Raw genomic sequence first — 15,605 nt, forward strand, 5'->3', positions numbered from 1 at the left:
AACGCGAAAGGACTCGCGGCGCGGGTATCCTTCCCGTTCGACCGAACGAGGAGCCGCAAACACGATGGCCATGCCCGAAACCCTCTCCCGACAGCGCCTGCACGGAGGCGTGCAAGGCATCTATCGCTTTCATTCGGATGCCTGCGCCGGACCGATGCGGTTTGCGCTCTACCTGCCGCCGCAAGCGGAGCAGGGGCCTTGTCCGGTGCTGTATTTCCTGGCCGGCCTCACCTGCAGCGAGGAAACCGCCACCATCAAGGCGGGCGCGCAGCGACTGGCCGCCGAGCTGGGCATCGCGTTGGTGATGCCCGACACCAGTCCGCGCGACACCGGCATCGCCGGCGCCACCGGTGACTGGGAGTTTGGCGAGGGCGCCGGTTTCTACGTCGATGCCACGCAGGCGCCGTATGCCGAGCGCTTCCAGATGCATCGCCATGTGGTGGATGAGTTGCCTGCGTTGCTGGCGGCGAACTTCCCTGTCGATACATCGCGCAGCGGCATCTTCGGGCATTCGATGGGCGGGCACGGCGCGCTGACCATCGCCCTGAAGCATCCCGCCCGCTACCGCTCGGTGTCCGCGTTCGCGCCGATCGTGGCGCCCAGCCAGGTGCCGTGGGGACACAAGGCGCTGCCGCGCTACCTGGGTGATGACCGCGCAGCATGGGCCGACTACGACGCGTGCGAACTGGTCCGCCGGCAAACCTTCGACGGCACGATTCTGATCGATCAGGGCGAAGCTGATCCGTTCCTGGAAGCCCAGTTGAAGCCGGAACTGTTCGACCAGGCCTGCGCCGAGGCCGGCCAGCCACTGCTGCTGCGCCGGCACCCCGGCTATGACCACAGCTACTGGTTCATCACCAGCTTCATCGACGACCATCTCCGGCACCACGCCAAGGCCTTGGGGGTGCTGTAAGCGTGTCCCCGATGCTGCAGACCGAACGCACCCGCATCCGCTTGCCGGAACCCTCCGATGCGGCAAGGTTGCTGCGCTTTCGGGTGGACAATCGCGCCCACTTGGCGCCATGGGAGCCGTTGCGGGAGGACAGCTATTACACGCTGGAAAACTGCGTGCAGGCGATCGCGGACGTGGGTCAGGCCGCACGGCTCGATCGCGGCTATTCGTTGCTGGTGTTCAGCCCGGACGAAGCGAACATCCTCGCCAGTTTCACCCTGGCCAACCTTGTGCGCGGTCCGTTCCAGGCCTGCCTGCTCGGCTATGGCGTGGGTGCGGATCAGCAGGGGCGGGGCCTGATGCACGAGGCGCTGGAAGCGGGTCTCGCCTGGGCGTTCGGCGAGCTCGACCTGCACCGGGTGATGGCCAACTATCTGCCACGCAACGAGCGCAGCGGGCGATTGCTGGAGCGACTGGGTTTCGAGCGCGAAGGCTATGCGCGTGACTATCTGCGGATCGCCGGGCGCTGGGAAGACCACGTGCTCATGGCAAAAATCCGCGCCGATTGAGGTCGTACCAAACGAACGAGGCGGCCATTGGCCGCCTCGTCGGGTATCACTCACTCAAGCTTTCGCTCAGGCCTTGGCGGCCGGGCGCGAACTGGAGCGGCGACGCTGATTGCCGGCAGCGTGATCGCCACGGCCTTGCGGCGCGTAACCGTTCGGTCGTGCCGCGCCGGCGGGCTTGCCCTGGCGCGGTGCACGCGACTGCTGGCGCTGACCGCCGCCACCCTGTTTCGGACGCGGTGCGCCGGCATCCAGGCGCAGCGGGGCCGACGGCTCGTAACCGGTCACCGGGGTGATCGCGATGTCCTGCTTCAGCAGCTTGCGGATGTCGAACAGCAAGCCGGACTCGTCGTGGCTGACCAGCGACAGCGCCAGACCTTCCATGCCGGCGCGGCCGGTGCGGCCGATCCGGTGCACGTAGTCCTCGGCCACCGAGGGCAGGTCGAAATTGATCACCACCGGCAACTGCTCGATGTCGATGCCGCGGGCGGCGATATCGGTGGCAACCATCACGGTGACACGGCCGCTCTTGAAGTCACTCAGAGCGCGGGTGCGGGCGTTCTGGCTCTTGTTGCCGTGGATCGCGGCGCTGCGCAGGCCCGACGCGTTCAGGAACGTCACCAGCTTGTCGGCGCCGTGCTTGGTGCGGCTGAACACCAGCGACTGGCGGCGGCTGTCCTGCGACAGCACGTGCAGCAGCAGATCACGCTTGCGCGCAGCATCGACCGGATGCACCTGATGGCTGACCAGGGTGGTGACGGTGTTCGGCGCAGACACCGAGATTTCCTTCGGGTTGTGCATGAACTCCATCGCCAGCGTCTTGATCGCCGGGGCGAAGGTGGCCGAGAACAACAGCGTCTGGCGCTTCTTCGGCACCGACTGCAGGATGCGCTTCAGGGCTGGCAGGAAGCCCATGTCGAGCATGCGGTCGGCTTCATCGAGGATCAGCGTTTCCACCGCGGACAAGTCCAGCGTGCGCTGCTGCATGTGATCCATCAGGCGGCCGGGAGTGGCGATGACGACGTCGACGCCACGGCGCAGCGCGTTGATCTGCGGGCCCATGCTGACGCCGCCGAAGATGGTGGTGGCACTGACCTGGATGAACTTGCTGTAGTCACGGATGTTCTCGTGGATCTGCGCGGCCAGTTCACGGGTCGGGGTAAGGATCAGCGCACGCGGGCGCCGGGTCATGGTCTGGCCACTGGTGGACAGCTTCTGCAGCAGCGGCAGCGCGAAGGCGGCCGTCTTGCCGGTGCCGGTCTGGGCGGCAGCGAGCAGGTCGTGACCTGCCAGCGCCGGCGGAATCGCCGCGGACTGGATCGGGGTGGGGGTGGTGTAGCCGTAATCGGCAAGCGCACGCAACAACGCGGGCGCAAGGCCCAGCGAATCGAAGGACATGTAACACTCCTGAGCAACCCGGAGTGTTCATACCGTGTTGCAGACTAAGGGAAAGGGGCGACGTGTGTCGCAACGCTCGTGGGGACGAACGCGTGGCGCAGTATAGCCGATCCGACGCCACTGCGTGTGGCCGCGCGCGGCGAATCTGAATGAGATGGCGGAATGCAGGCTTTGACGCCTGTTTGTCTGCTGGCCACGATCAGGTAGCTGTTGAACGGCGTGCGCCCCCGCAGCGGTTCGATGCGTACCTCCAGGCCGGCATTCTCCATCGGCCTGCAAAGCTCGGCGGCAGTCGGATAATGCTCTGCGCCGCCGGCCATCCAGCCTGACGCGTGCAGGAAGAACTCTTCGATTCTCGTGGCATGAAATCGCCAGTTGTTCTCGCGCAGCACGTTGCGAATAATCAATCGGCCGTCCGGAGCCAGGTGCCGGACGGCCGCGCGCAACAAGTCGGCTTGGCGGGCGGCGGGCAGATAATGCAGCACATCCAGGACGGCGACATCACCGTGCACGGATGGCAGATCGGCTGCATCGGCGTGCTGCAGATCCATGATGTCGTCCAGCCCGCCGCGCTGCGCGGCGAGTCGACCCGCCGCGATTTTCCGGCCGTCGTGGTCCATTCCGAAGTACCGCCGCGTTCGGCCTTGCGTGTTCAGATACTGTCCGAGCAGGCCGATGCCGCATCCGATATCCAGCAGTGGCAGTGCGCTGTCCTGCAGCAAAGCGGCCGTGGCCGCATAGACGGGGTCGGTCGCCAGCTTGCTGCGGACATAACCCTGTTGCAGGACATTGTCATAGCGTTTGGCAATGCGTTGGCGACAGCGATGATCCATCCGGTTTCCGCGTCTGGAGAGCAGTCATCAGCCTAAGGCATTCGGTGCATGCAAGTCATGCACGGGGGGCTATCCCGTTCTGGCGGTGCCGGGCATACGATAGCGGCCGGTCCCCGAATGGCTGAAAGGCGGCGTCGCGATGTCCTTGCTTGCACCCCTGCGTGAACTCGACTCCAACCAGCGACACACCGTGTTGGCCAGCTTCCTTGGCTGGACACTGGATGCCTTCGACTATTTCCTCCTTACCTTCGTGATCGTCACCGTGGCGAAGGAATTCGAGGTGGGAGCGGCGCAAATCACCTATGCGCTGTTCCTGACCCTGGCGGCGCGGCCGCTCGGCGCACTGCTGTTCGGCCGGCTGGCCGACCGCTTCGGCCGGCGACCGATCCTGATGCTCGACGTGATCCTGTTTTCGATCTTCGAACTGGCGACCGCGTTCTCCACCTCGCTCACCATGCTGCTGGTCTTGCGCTTCCTGTTTGGCATCGCCATGGGCGGCGAGTGGGGCATCGGTGCGTCGCTGGCGATGGAGTCGATCCCGGCCAAGGCGCGCGGCGCGGTATCGGGGTTGTTGCAGAGCGGCTATCCGGTCGGCTTCTTCCTTGCGGCACTGGCCAACTGGTTGCTGGTGGATTACATCGGCTGGCGCGGGCTGTTCGTGGTCGGCGCGATCCCGGCGCTGCTGGTGTTGTATATCCGGCGCAAGGTGCCGGAATCGGCGGTATGGCAGGCTGGCCAGGCGTCTCATCGTCCGGGCCTGATCGCATCCATGCGCGGGCACTGGAAGCTGGCGTTGTACCTGATGCTGTTGATGATGGCGTTCAACATGTTCAGCCATGGCTCGCAGGACATGTATCACACGTTCGAGGAGTCCAGCCTGCATCTTCCGACCGGCTCGACCGCAGCCTTCGTGCTGGTGGCGATGCTCAACCTGGGCGCCCTGGTGGGTGGTCTGTATTTCGGGGCGCTGTCGGAACGGATCGGACGGCGCAAGGCCATGATCATCGCGGCGCTGCTGGCGATTCCGGTGATTCCGCTGTGGATGTATGGCGGTTCGCTGATCCTGCTGGGCCTTGGCGCGTTTCTCATCCAGGTGATGGTGCAGGGCGCGTGGGGCGTGGTGCCGACCCATCTCAACGAGTTGTCGCCCGCGGCGGTGCGCGGCACGCTGCCCGGCTTCGCCTACCAGATGGGCAACCTGTTGGCGGCGGTTACCGCGACCGCGCAAACCTGGCTGGCGCAGCGGCACGGCGGCGATTTCGCGTTTGCCATGTCGTGGTGGATGGTCTTCGTGGCCGTGTTGCTGGCTTTGCTGCTGTGGTTCGGGCCTGAAGCGAAGGGCGTCGGTTTCGCCCATGAGCCGCGCTGACGCCGATTCCCTAAAGGCCGGTCACGGGCTGCTAGAATCTGCGGTTTGATCCCATCGACGAGACAGGCAATGAAGGCTGGCAAGGACAAGGTCATCGCAATCCATTACACGCTGACCGTGGATGGCGAGAAAGTGGAAAGTTCGCACGACCGCGACGAACAGCTGTGGATCCTGCTGGGTCACGGCCAGCTGATTCCTGGTCTGGAAGCCGCGCTGGAAGGGCATGAAGCGGGTGACGAGCTGTCGGTGGACGTGGCTGCCGTTGATGCTTACGGCGAGCGCCAGGAAGGCCAGATCCAGCGCATGTCGAAGAAGTACTTTCCGCAGGCGAACCGCCTCAAGCCCGGCATGACCACGGTGCTCAGCCTCAAGGAAGGCGGCCAGCGCGCGGTCACCGTGCACAAGGTCGGCATGAGCGCGATCGACGTGGACCTGAACCATCCGATGGCCGGCAAGACGCTGCATTTCGACGTCACGGTCGGCGAGGTGCGCGATGCCACCGAGGAAGAGATTCAGCACGGCCATGCGCACACGCCGGGTGCCGAAGCACACTGAGCCGGTTTTGCGGCAAAGTACGAATGACGGCGCCCTCGGGCGCCGTCATTGTTTGCTCAGATGGTGCGGCGCGCGGGCCTGCTGGCAGTGCCTCAGTTGAGCACTCGACGCCCGTAGGCGAAGTGATTTCCCCAGTACGGCCCATCGATGTCGTCCAGGCGCACCGTGCCACCGCTGTTCGGCGCATGCACGAAGCGCCCCTTGCCCACGTACACGCCGACATGGCTGATCGCGCCGCCGATGTCGAAGAACACCAGGTCACCGCTGGCCAACTGGGTCATCTTGCGTACCTTCTGTCCATCCCCCTTGGCCATTTCGTGGGAGGTGCGTGGCAGCTTGATGCCGGCGGCGGTGCGATAGATGTAATCCACCAGGCCACTGCAGTCGAATCCCCCCGTTGGCGTGTTGCCACCCCAGCGGTACGGCGTACCGACCAGTCCGATGGCGCGGAACAGGATGTCGTTCGCTTCGCCGGCGCTGGCGGCCGAAGGCGCGCGGGGAGGAAGGTCGGCGAGGGCGGAGCGGGATGTCTTGTACGTCGGCTCGGGCCGACGTGGATTGCCGGAGCAGGCTGCCAGCATGACCATCGCCAGCGACAACAGCATCAGCCGGACGCACCACGAGAAGGTGGCAGGGGTGGCGGATGAAGCGCTGTGCTGCGGGCTCACAGGATAACCTCGACGTCGGGTGCGTCGAGGTTATCAAGTCAATAAATCATATGCAAATCAATCGATTCTTCAGTGTTTTGAACTCAATTTCTCAGCTTGGCCCTTCTCGATCTGGTCGGGCAGGGGCGTCAGGCTGAACTTGACCGGTACCCGGGCATAACCTTCGATCGGTTTGCCGTCTTTCATCTGCGGATTGAAGCGCCATTGCCTGGCCGCGGTGCTGGCTGCGGCGATCAGGTCGGCGGATGTCGTCGTGCTGTGTCGGGGTTCGTAGGCGATGCTGCCCAGCGTGCCGTCGGCGTGAACCTGGACCAGCAAGATGACCGTACCCTCTTGCCGGTTCTTGACGGCCGCAGCGGGATAGGAAGGTTGCAATTGCGAGTTATAGGTAATGTCTGATTCCGCGCTGTGGTCGGAAGCGGGATTTGTGCCGGCTTGGGCGACCAGCGCGCTGCCTGCCATCAACATGGCCAAGCCGAGATAGCCGATGCGGCGGCGCAGGGCGCCGGGACGAAGACGCTGGATCATGGTGAGTCGCTCCTTGAGTTGTGGCTCGGCGAGCCAGGGAATCAGCGCGGGTACGGGCGGTGTGCCCACACTGTGCATAAGGATGTGTGCGTAGCCGGCTTCGTCCTGTGGTGAATCGCGCAGGACGCGTTCATCGCAGGCCAGCTCCTGATCCAGCCGGAAGCGGGGCAGTGCCACCCAGGTCAGCGGGTGGAACCACAACAGGACGGCAATCGCCTCGGCCAGCAAACTCCAGAGCACATCGCCCCGACGCAGATGGGCCCGTTCATGGCGAAGAATCAGCTGGCGTTCGGCTGCAGCAAAGCGCTGCAGAAAGTCGGGCGGCAGCAACACCAGCCCGCGCAGCGCGCACAGCACGGCGGGGCCCGCCGGATGCAACCGCACGCGGCGAGGCTCCAGTTCCCCCATTTCATGCTGCAGGATCGATTGCCATTCAGCGGGTAACGGGCGGGCATGCCGATGCAGGTTCAGGTAATGCAGCAGCAAGCGTGCCGTGCCGAGCATCACGCCGACCCACCATGCCAGCCGAAGCCACGCGCCGAGTGCGGCGTGGCTCGTGTGAAACGCAACCACGCCCACGGTGCCGGGCAATACATGCATGGTGGGCAATGTCGGAAGCTGCGCCGGCAGCGCAGGCAACCAGGGCAGTGCGGTGAGCAGCAGCGGCAGCACCCACAACGTGAATGCCGGGCCGGCGCCGAGACAACGTCGCACGGGGCGTCGCACCAGCAACACGACACAAAAGGCAAGCGTCGACAGCAACAAGGACTGCAGCACGGTCGAATCCATGTCAGTGCTCCTTCTTCTCGATGGCGTCGAGCAGCTTGCGCAGCTCGGCGACGTCCTTCGCCCCCAGCTTTTCGTGAGCACTGAAATGCACCAGCAGCGGTGAAAGCCGGCCATCGAACACGCGGTTCAGCAGGCTGCGACTTTCCTGCGATTGCCATTGTTCGCGGGTCAACGTGGGCGAGTACAGGTAACGCCTTCCGTCTTTCAGCGCCGTCGCGGCGCCCTTGCCGAGCAGGCGATTGAGCAGGGTCCGGATGGTCTTTTCGTGCCAGTCGCTCTCATGCTGAAGTGCCGCCACGATGTCCTCGGAACTTTGCGGCGCCTTCCGCCACAACACGTCCATGACCCGGCTTTCGGCTTCACTGATCGGTGGCGGTGGCTTGGTCATCGGGGCGCCCTTTGGATTACGCTTGTAGTTCAAAATAAGACTACATGCGTAATTCAATTGGTGCAAGTGGTCGCCGGCGCGTTTCGCCGCGCCGGCAGGGCCTTGCCGTGACGCAGGGTCAGCGCGGATTTACCGTGATGAGCTGTTCGGCCAGAGTCTGCGCGTTGACGCCCCAGGCGCGCAGCCGGTACTGGCCCGGCCGCAGATAGAGTTTCGATACGACATTGCCCTGCATGAAGGCGTAGCGGTCAGAGGCCGTGGCATTGTCCGGCTCGTCCACCGGATGGGCATCGATGACGCAGGGGTAGGACGTCCTGCACATGGACGAGTTGATGGGGTAAGGCATGCGCTGGCCCTGCAAGGTCAGCCAGTCCGGACGCAACTTGATGAGAGGATCCGGCAGCATGAGATGGTCCAGATCGGAGGCGCGCGCATTCGAGACAGGTCGGACGAAGCCGCTGTCGACGATCCCCGTGCTTCCCGGAGGCAGCAACACATTCACGTCGTAAAGCTCCGGGCTGGCACTCCATGCCTTTCCGGTGATGCGATTGACGAGAATGATCGGGCCACTGGAGGGGAATTCGGCGACAAGTTGCCGATAGGCGTCGCGTTCGGCCGGGATCTGCTCGCGAAACTGGGTCTGGTCGATCGACAGCGGAACGATGCCGCTTATCCGCTGCAGGTACGCGGCCATGGGTTGCGCGCTGCCCAGGCGCCCCTTGGCCTTGTCGATATGGGCATAGCCCGCATGCACGAAAACCCGGGCGTGGGGATCCTTCGCAAACGTCTTCTCGTAGAGATTGCTCGCCTGAGCTGACTCGCGATCGCCTTGCGAACCGGGGCCCAGATCGTAGGGCACGAGAATGAAGCCCAGCCGGACTGCCGTGCGAACGATCTCTCCATACATCGGCTCACGCAGATACTCCGTTCCGCTGTCCTCCACCACATAACCGCGTTGCATCAACTGCCCATCCTTGTCCGAGAGCGCTTCGATGGCCAGGTAGTTGAAGCCCATGGCGCGCAGGCGGGGCAACAGCGCCAGCGTCAGTTCGCGGGTATGGGCGTCGTGGTGCGCTTCGTTGACCATGACCAGGCGGCGGTCTTTGGCCATGGAGGTGATGGCGTCGATCGCATCCGTGGACACCCAGTCCTCCGGGGTCGGCAAACGGGTCTCGGGCAGCGCATGGCTTTTCAACGGAAAGTCGCGCAGGGCCTGGTTGTAGAGCCCCAACTCGTTCTCGACCGAGGCAAACATCTGCAACGCCAGTTGCTGGTCCGCGACGGGCAGCGTGGGTGTGGTCTTCAGCAGGTACAGGTAGCGCGCAAGATCATTGGTTTGTGCGCGCAAGCCCATGAACATGGCCGTGGCGGAAGGGCTGAAATCCCTGGCCGACGAAGGAGCAATCAGCAAGGCTGACACGCAGATCGCCATGGACAAAGTGCGACAGGACGTCCGGCTCGGCATCGGGAACCCTCCAGGAGGATGCTGTGGTCAGCGTGCCTCCGAACCGTTTTCCAGGCAAGTACCGATGGCGGCGTCGCTCTGGCCACGTCCCGGGACCGCAGGCATCCGTGACCGGACGGCCCCCATTCGTGAGGCCTGGTTACAATCCACGAATGACAACATTCACCTTGCAGCGCGGCCGCGTGCCGCTCCTGATCAGCCTGCCACACGATGGCAGCTTCATTCCTGCCGATATCGCGCAGCGCATGAGCCCGGCGGCGAGACGATCACCGGATACGGATTGGCATGTGGCGCGGTTGTACGAGCCGTTGGCGCAGGCACTCGGAGCCAGTGTGCTGAAGCCGCTGGCGTCACGTTATGTGATTGATCTGAACCGTCCTGCCGATGGTCATGCGTTGTACCCCGGCCAGCGCGAAACCGGTCTGGTGTCGACCATCGGCTTTGACGGTGAAGCCCTGTACCAGGATGGGCTGGAGCCGGACCAGGCGGAAGTTCAACGCCGGATAAACACGTACTGGCGCCCGTACCATGAAGCCTTGGCACAGGAACTTGCGAGGTTGCATGCCGAGCATGGCCGAGTCGTGCTGTGGGAAGGACACTCCATTCGCAGTCATGTGCCGATGTTGTTCGACGGACAATTGCCCGACTTCAATCTTGGTACGGCGACCGGAGCAAGTTGTGATTCCACCTTGCAGGCGCGTTTGCAGTCCTGTCTGCAGGCACAGTCCCGCTTCAGTTTTGCGGTGAACGGGCGCTTCAAGGGTGGCTACATCACCCGCCATTACGGCACGCCGGCAAACGAGGTGCAGGCGGTGCAACTCGAATTGGCGCAGCTGAATTACATGGACGAAGAGAGCTTTGCGTACGATGCCTCCAGGGCGCCGGCGGTGCAGGCGTTGATCGAGCAGTTGCTGCGAATCACCTTGGCCTGAACCCGGCTGCGCGAGGCTTTGCTGCGCATGCGGCGGGTGGAGGCTTCGCACCCCGGGATGAACATCGTCGCAAGAACGTGTGAGGACCGGGAGCGCCTTGATGAAGTCAAGCTCATTCGCACTCATGGCTCGTTGAAAGCGCGACTTTCGTTCAGCCGCGGTATCTCGTGGCGGTCGCATCGTCCGCTTGTCGCGCCACCCGAGTTGCCGGGTTCCGGCCGGGTTCGCGACACCTTCATTGCGCGAGGCTCGACATCATGATGCGTAACGTTTTGATCGCTTCCCTGCTTGTGGCGGGAGTGGCCCTTTCAGGTTCCGTGTTCGCCCAAGCCGTTGCACCGCAGACACCGGCCGCAGCTGCGGCGCCCGCGGCGACGACTTCGCCGAAAACGGCCATGAACCACAAGGCGCATCACAAATCCCATCACAAGCACCGGAAGGCCGCTGCCGCCACGGCAGCCAAGTCGGCGGGTTGATCGCGTTGTCATGATCCGTCGCCCCGCCAGCGTCCACTGGCGGGGCTTTTCACGGCGCTGATTTGCCGGTGGCGAACTGCGGCGACAGCGTGCGGCGTCGAGTCAGTCTTGTGCGGGAGGGACGGCGGCCACGCATTTCAGTTCGATCGCGATCGGCGTGGGCAGCGCGTCGATCCCGACCGTGGTGCGGCAGGCGTCCACGCCAGCGAAGCACTCCGCGTACAGGCGGTTGTAGGTGGCGAAATCACGCTGCATGTCGGTGAGGAACACGGTGACGTCGACCAGGTCGCTCCAGCGCGCTCCGCTGGCTTCCAGTACCGCGCGGACATTGGCGAACACCTGCCGGCATTGCGCTTCGATGTCATAGTCGATCACTTGGCCATCGGCGCCGTGCACGTTGCCGGGGATGGCCTGGCTGCCCGGCTGGCGTGGACCCACGCCGGACAGGAACAGCAGGTTGCCGACGCGCCGCGCATGCGGATACGCGCCCACCGGCGCCGGCGCGGCATCGGTGCGGATGGTGTCGCTCATGCGGCCACTTCCCAGCGTCTGGCCAGTTCGGTCACCGCGCGGTTGTAGGCTTCGGGCAATTGATCACGGCCGCGCACGTCCAGGCCGAGGTCGTGGATGTGGCCGTTGTCCAGTCCGTAGATCCACGCATGCACGGCCAGATCCTGTCCGCGCTCCCAAGCTTCCTGGACCACGGTGGTGTGGCAGACGTTCAGCGCCTGCTCCAGTGCATTGAGTTCGCACAGGCGGGCATGGCGCAGCGCGAACGCCTGTGCCGGATCGAGCTTGTCCGCGTGTTTCAAGGCGATATCGGTGATGTGGCGCAGCCAGTTGTCGATTAGTCCAAGGCGGCTTTCCTTCAGTACCGCGCCGACGCCACCACAACCGTAGTGGCCGACCACCAGAATGTGCTTGACCTTCAGCACGTCAACGGCGAACTGGATGGTGCTGAGGGCATTGAGATCGGTATGCACGACCACGTTGGCGACATTGCGGTGCACGAAGATCTCACCCGGTGGCAGGTCGACGATCTGGGTGGCGGGTACACGCGAGTCCGAACAGCCGATCCACAGATAACGCGGAGCCTGTTGCCGGGACAGTTGCTCGAAAAAGGTCGGGTCCTGTGCGGTGACCTGATCGGCCCAGCGGCGATTGTTGGCGAGCAGATCTTTCAATGAATTCATCAGGAGTCCTCGGGTTCGGGCCTGCACGGTCTCAGGAACGTCCTGAAGCGCTGTCGTAGGCGATGCAGATGTTCTTTGGTTCGGTGAAGAAGTTCAGCGCCTCGCTGCCGCCCTCCCGACCGACGCCGGATTGCTTGACGCCGCCGAACGGCGTACGCAGATCGCGCAGCAGCCAGCAGTTGATCCAGACGATGCCGAACTCGAGTTGCCCCGCCATGCGGTGCGCGCGCGACAGGTCCCGTGTCCACAGCGATGCGGCCAGGCCGTAACGACTGTCGTTGGCAATGGCCAGCGCCTCGGCTTCGTCCTCGAACGGAATCAGGCAGACCACGGGTCCGAAGATCTCCTGCTGGTTGGTCGCCGCCGCCGAAGGCAGCCCCTCGATCACGGTCGGCGCAATGAACCAGCCTTCGGCGCAGCGCCCGCCCGGCTGGATGGCGCCGCCTCCGCACAGCACGTGGCCCCCTTCGTTGCGGGCTTGTTCGATGCAGCCGAGTACCTTGTGGTAATGCGCCTTCGAGACCATCGCGCCCAGATCGCTGTCGGCGTGTTCCGGGTCGCCCACGCGCAGTGCCTGCACTCTGGCCAGGTAGCGCTGGCGGAAGCTGTCGTAAATCGACTTCTGCACCAGCAGGCGCGAGCCGCACAGGCAGATCTCGCCCTGGTTGGCGAAGCCCGAACGAACGATGGTGTCGAGGTTGGCGTCGGAAAGGTCGGCATCGGCAAACACGATGGCCGGATTCTTGCCGCCCATCTCCAGCGACAGCTTCTTGAACTGCGTCGCGGCAATGCCGGCGATCCGCGCGCCCGTGGCCGTGCTGCCGGTGAAGGACACCGCTTTGACCCTGGCATGTTCGACGATGGCCTGGCCCACCTCGGGCCCGCTGCCGTGCACGATGTTGAGCACGCCGGGAGGAAAGCCGGCCGCGATGCTCAGTTCGCCGAGCAGGGCGGCCGTGCACGGAGTGACTTCCGACGGCTTGGCCACGACCGTGTTGCCTGCGGCCAGTGCCGGCGCGATCTTCCAGGTAAACAGGTAGAGCGGCAGGTTCCACGGGCTGATGCAGCCGATCACGCCGAGTGGCTGGCGCAAGGTGTAATTGATGGCACCCGCACCGGGAGCGCCGGTCTCCATCGCGTGCGATTCGCTGCCCCAGCCGATGATCGCTGCGGCGAAATACCGAAGGTTGCTTACCGCGCGGGGAATGTCGAGGCGGCGCGCCAGGCTCAGCGGCTTGCCGCTGTCGCGGGACTCCAGCGCGGCAAACGTATCCAGCTGCGCCTCGATCAGGTCGGCAAGACGATGCAGCAGGGCGGCGCGTTGTTCGATCGGCGTGCTGGCCCATTGCGCGGCGGCGCGGTCTGCCGCAGCCACCGCCGCATCGACGTCGCCAGCGGTGGAATCGGGGCAGTGCATGAAGACCGCGCCGGTGGCCGGCTCATGGACGTCCAGCCATGTATCGCGATGAGGCGGCTGCAGGCGACCGTCGATCAGATTGGCAAGGCGGGGAATGGACATCCGCTCAAGTTTAGAACCAGCAAGCGTCAATTGCACCGGACGCCGGCGTATGCGCGGTATCCCCTGCGGCAGCGCGTCAGCTCAGTGCGCGGGTGCGGCCGCCATCGACCGCGATGCTGACGCCATTGACGTAAGCGGCGGCCGGCGTGCACAGAAAGGCAATGACCGCAGCCACCTCGCTGGCCTCGCCGAAGCGTCGGGCCGGGATGGTGGCGATCAGACTTTGGGCGATTTCATCTTCACTCTGGCCGCTGGCGGCCGCCTTTGCGTTCAGCAGACTGTCGAGGCGATCGGTACGGGTGTAGCCGGGCAGCACGTTGTTGACGGTGATGCCATCGGCCGCCAGTTCACCGGACAGGGTCTTGGCCCAGCCCGCTACCGCCGCACGCACGGTGTTGGATACGCCCAGCCCGGCGATGGGCTCCTTCACCGACGTGGAAATCACGTTGACGATGCGGCCGTACGTGCTATCGCGCATGCCCGGCAGCAGTGCCTGCAGCAGAGTCTGGCCGGCCAGCAGATGTTGGCGGAAAGCGGTTTCGAACGCGGCGGGTTCCGCGCTGTTGGCCGGACCACCCGGCGGTCCGCCGCTGTTGTTGATCAGCACGTGCACGGCTCGCGCGGCGGCAACCTCGATGGCCGTGGCATGAAGCGCGGCGGTGTCCAGCATGTCCACGCTGCGCCACTGGTGATGCTGTCCGGCATGGATTTTCGGCAGTTGTTCGGTGACGCGGGCCAGTTTGTCGGCAGAGCGTGCCAGCAAGGTCACGCTGGCCCCCAGTTCGGCCAACTCGATGGCGCTGGCTCGGCCGATGCCCTGCGAGGCACCGCAGACCAGGGCGTGCCGTCCACTCAGATCCAGTTGCATGGTGTTTCCTCAGTAGATCAGTGCAGCCACAACCGCATCGCCAGGGCACCAAGCCAGCACGCCCATCCCAGCCACTGGCTGTAGCGCCAGATCGCCTGCCAGCGGCTGATCGCCGCATCACCCAGTGCAGGCAATGCAGGTGAGCGCAACACCTGCTGCATGGCAGCCCACGTGCGAAAGCCGGAAAGCCGGCCCCGGGCGGCATCGGCGATCACCTGCCAGTGTTGCGGGTAACGCTGACGCAGGAGCCTGGCCACCCGGAACGGCGCGACATACGACAACACGAACAGGCCGACGCCGCAGGCCAGCAGGGCCAGATAGAGGATGATCATGGCGTGCTGTGGCGGCTGTTGTTGGTGCTGCCGGGGGTGCTGCCGTTACTCCACGGCAGTGGCAGCACCGTGCGCAGGGTGTTCAGCACGCCATCGCCCTTGGCCGCCTTCTTGCACACGGCATTGTCCAGCGCCTTCTCGTAGGTGTTGTTCATCAGGCCCACCCACAAGGTGCCATCCGGTCCGTGCGGAATGCTGAAACTGCCGGTGGAATTCATTTGCAGCGAGGCCGCGGTCGAGGTGGAAATCGAGGCCGGCGACTGTTCCCAGTAGGTCTTGCCCGACTGCTGTTCGGCCGAGCTGTAGACCAGCAGGTATCGCGCCTTGGCGTTCTCGATTTTCAGGCTGCCGAAGGCGCCGGTGGTTTCGTCGCTCCAGCCCATGTGCTCGCACAGGCCGATGTCTTCCGAGCGGAGTGGCTGGAAGGCTTCGTCGAGCAGTACCACGGTGGGTGCAAACAGGTAGCTGGCGTGCAGCCAGCGACCGTTCAATTCGGATTTCAGCGCCACCCGGTAGGGCAGCTTCACTCCGATCGGCAGTCGGAACGCGAGGAAATAGCTCTGCGTGCCGTTGAGGTTGGCGACCATGCTGCCGCTGCCCAGGACGAATTTCTGAGGTTCCCAGGGCAGCGTGCTGCGGTAGGAGAAGTCAGCAAAGCTGCTGCAGCAGGGGCTGGCCTGAAGCAAACGTTCCTGCGCCAGCTTCAGTGCATCACCGGTATTCTCCGACGGCGGCCGCAGGTTCGGTGGAAGCAGGGACTTCGCCGCATGACAGCCACCCAGCAGGACGCTGAAAACGAGGGCTGGGATGGCGGCTGAAAGTCGGAATTGCATG

Annotated in this window: 17 protein-coding genes; 5 read left to right on the forward strand and 12 right to left on the reverse strand. The window is 64.5% G+C overall.

The genetic code is table 11. From position 1 onward, the window contains the following. The first annotated feature begins 64 nt into the window (after positions 1-64). Positions 65-913: an S-formylglutathione hydrolase gene (fghA, locus tag ACVWWQ_RS10740; protein WP_133947488.1), complete on the forward strand. Its 849-nt coding sequence runs from the start codon at positions 65-67 to the stop codon at positions 911-913. A gap of 11 nt (positions 914-924) precedes the next feature. Continuing rightward, a complete protein-coding gene (locus ACVWWQ_RS10745; protein ID WP_133949250.1) occupies positions 925-1,461 on the forward strand; it encodes a GNAT family N-acetyltransferase in 537 nt (178 codons plus the stop codon). Between the two features lie 66 nt (positions 1,462-1,527). On the opposite strand, the gene ACVWWQ_RS10750 is transcribed toward ACVWWQ_RS10745, so the two are convergent. Together ACVWWQ_RS10750 and ACVWWQ_RS10755 are read right to left on the reverse strand one after the other, a co-directional pair. Beyond that, positions 1,528-2,856, reverse strand: coding sequence for a DEAD/DEAH box helicase (locus ACVWWQ_RS10750; protein WP_099653604.1), 1,329 nt, complete (start codon positions 2,854-2,856; stop codon positions 1,528-1,530). Positions 2,857-2,900: 44 nt separating this feature from the next. After that, positions 2,901-3,689, reverse strand: coding sequence for a class I SAM-dependent methyltransferase (locus ACVWWQ_RS10755; protein ID WP_133947486.1), 789 nt, complete (start codon positions 3,687-3,689; stop codon positions 2,901-2,903). Positions 3,690-3,828: 139 nt separating this feature from the next. Between ACVWWQ_RS10755 and ACVWWQ_RS10760 the strand changes: the two genes are divergently transcribed. Next, on the forward strand, positions 3,829-5,058 hold the full coding sequence (locus ACVWWQ_RS10760; protein ID WP_133947484.1) for an MFS transporter: 1,230 nt from the start codon (positions 3,829-3,831) through the stop codon (positions 5,056-5,058). A 69-nt stretch (positions 5,059-5,127) separates the two neighbouring features. Then, a complete protein-coding gene (locus ACVWWQ_RS10765) occupies positions 5,128-5,613 on the forward strand; it encodes an FKBP-type peptidyl-prolyl cis-trans isomerase (RefSeq protein WP_133947482.1) in 486 nt (161 codons plus the stop codon). Between the two features lie 92 nt (positions 5,614-5,705). On the opposite strand, the gene ACVWWQ_RS10770 is transcribed toward ACVWWQ_RS10765, so the two are convergent. The 4 genes from ACVWWQ_RS10770 to ACVWWQ_RS10785 all read right to left on the reverse strand — a co-directional run bounded on the left by ACVWWQ_RS10770 (position 5,706) and on the right by ACVWWQ_RS10785 (position 9,241). After that, positions 5,706-6,218, reverse strand: a complete 513-nt coding sequence (locus tag ACVWWQ_RS10770; protein ID WP_099653600.1) for a C40 family peptidase — start codon at positions 6,216-6,218, stop codon at positions 5,706-5,708. A 132-nt stretch (positions 6,219-6,350) separates the two neighbouring features. Then, entirely contained in the window at positions 6,351-7,598 is a 1,248-nt protein-coding gene (locus ACVWWQ_RS10775; RefSeq protein WP_133947480.1) for a TonB family protein, read from the reverse strand. Position 7,599: 1 nt separating this feature from the next. After that, a complete protein-coding gene (locus tag ACVWWQ_RS10780; protein ID WP_099653598.1) occupies positions 7,600-7,986 on the reverse strand; it encodes a BlaI/MecI/CopY family transcriptional regulator in 387 nt (128 codons plus the stop codon). 118 nt (positions 7,987-8,104) lie between these two features. Continuing rightward, positions 8,105-9,241 carry a hypothetical protein gene (locus ACVWWQ_RS10785; protein ID WP_457383390.1) on the reverse strand — a complete coding sequence of 379 codons (1,137 nt, stop codon included), beginning with the start codon at positions 9,239-9,241 and terminating at the stop codon, positions 8,105-8,107. 362 nt (positions 9,242-9,603) lie between these two features. Between ACVWWQ_RS10785 and hutG the strand changes: the two genes are divergently transcribed. Beyond that, positions 9,604-10,383 (forward strand): N-formylglutamate deformylase, encoded by a 780-nt coding sequence (gene hutG / locus ACVWWQ_RS10790; protein WP_133947476.1) that lies wholly within the window; start codon positions 9,604-9,606, stop codon positions 10,381-10,383. 578 nt (positions 10,384-10,961) lie between these two features. Here the strand turns inward: hutG and ACVWWQ_RS10795 are convergent. From ACVWWQ_RS10795 to ACVWWQ_RS10820, 6 genes are all read right to left on the reverse strand, one after another. Then, positions 10,962-11,390: a Rid family hydrolase gene (locus ACVWWQ_RS10795; RefSeq protein WP_133947474.1), complete on the reverse strand. Its 429-nt coding sequence runs from the start codon at positions 11,388-11,390 to the stop codon at positions 10,962-10,964. After that, on the reverse strand, positions 11,387-12,052 hold the full coding sequence (gene can / locus ACVWWQ_RS10800; RefSeq protein ID WP_133947472.1) for a carbonate dehydratase: 666 nt from the start codon (positions 12,050-12,052) through the stop codon (positions 11,387-11,389). The genes ACVWWQ_RS10795 and can overlap by 4 nt, the downstream gene beginning before the upstream one ends. A 31-nt stretch (positions 12,053-12,083) precedes the next feature. After that, positions 12,084-13,571, reverse strand: coding sequence for an aldehyde dehydrogenase (locus ACVWWQ_RS10805; RefSeq protein ID WP_133947470.1), 1,488 nt, complete (start codon positions 13,569-13,571; stop codon positions 12,084-12,086). Between the two features lie 76 nt (positions 13,572-13,647). Beyond that, the gene (locus ACVWWQ_RS10810; RefSeq protein ID WP_133947468.1) at positions 13,648-14,439 is read right to left on the reverse strand and encodes an SDR family NAD(P)-dependent oxidoreductase; all 792 of its coding nucleotides are present in this window, start codon (positions 14,437-14,439) and stop codon (positions 13,648-13,650) included. A gap of 17 nt (positions 14,440-14,456) precedes the next feature. Continuing rightward, positions 14,457-14,771: a hypothetical protein gene (locus ACVWWQ_RS10815; protein WP_099653591.1), complete on the reverse strand. Its 315-nt coding sequence runs from the start codon at positions 14,769-14,771 to the stop codon at positions 14,457-14,459. Further along, positions 14,768-15,604, reverse strand: a complete 837-nt coding sequence (locus tag ACVWWQ_RS10820; RefSeq protein WP_133947466.1) for a MalM family protein — start codon at positions 15,602-15,604, stop codon at positions 14,768-14,770. Before ACVWWQ_RS10820 ends, ACVWWQ_RS10815 begins: the two co-directional genes overlap by 4 nt. Position 15,605: the final 1 nt, after the last annotated feature.

This window comes from Rhodanobacter sp. TND4EL1 (assembly GCF_054061035.1).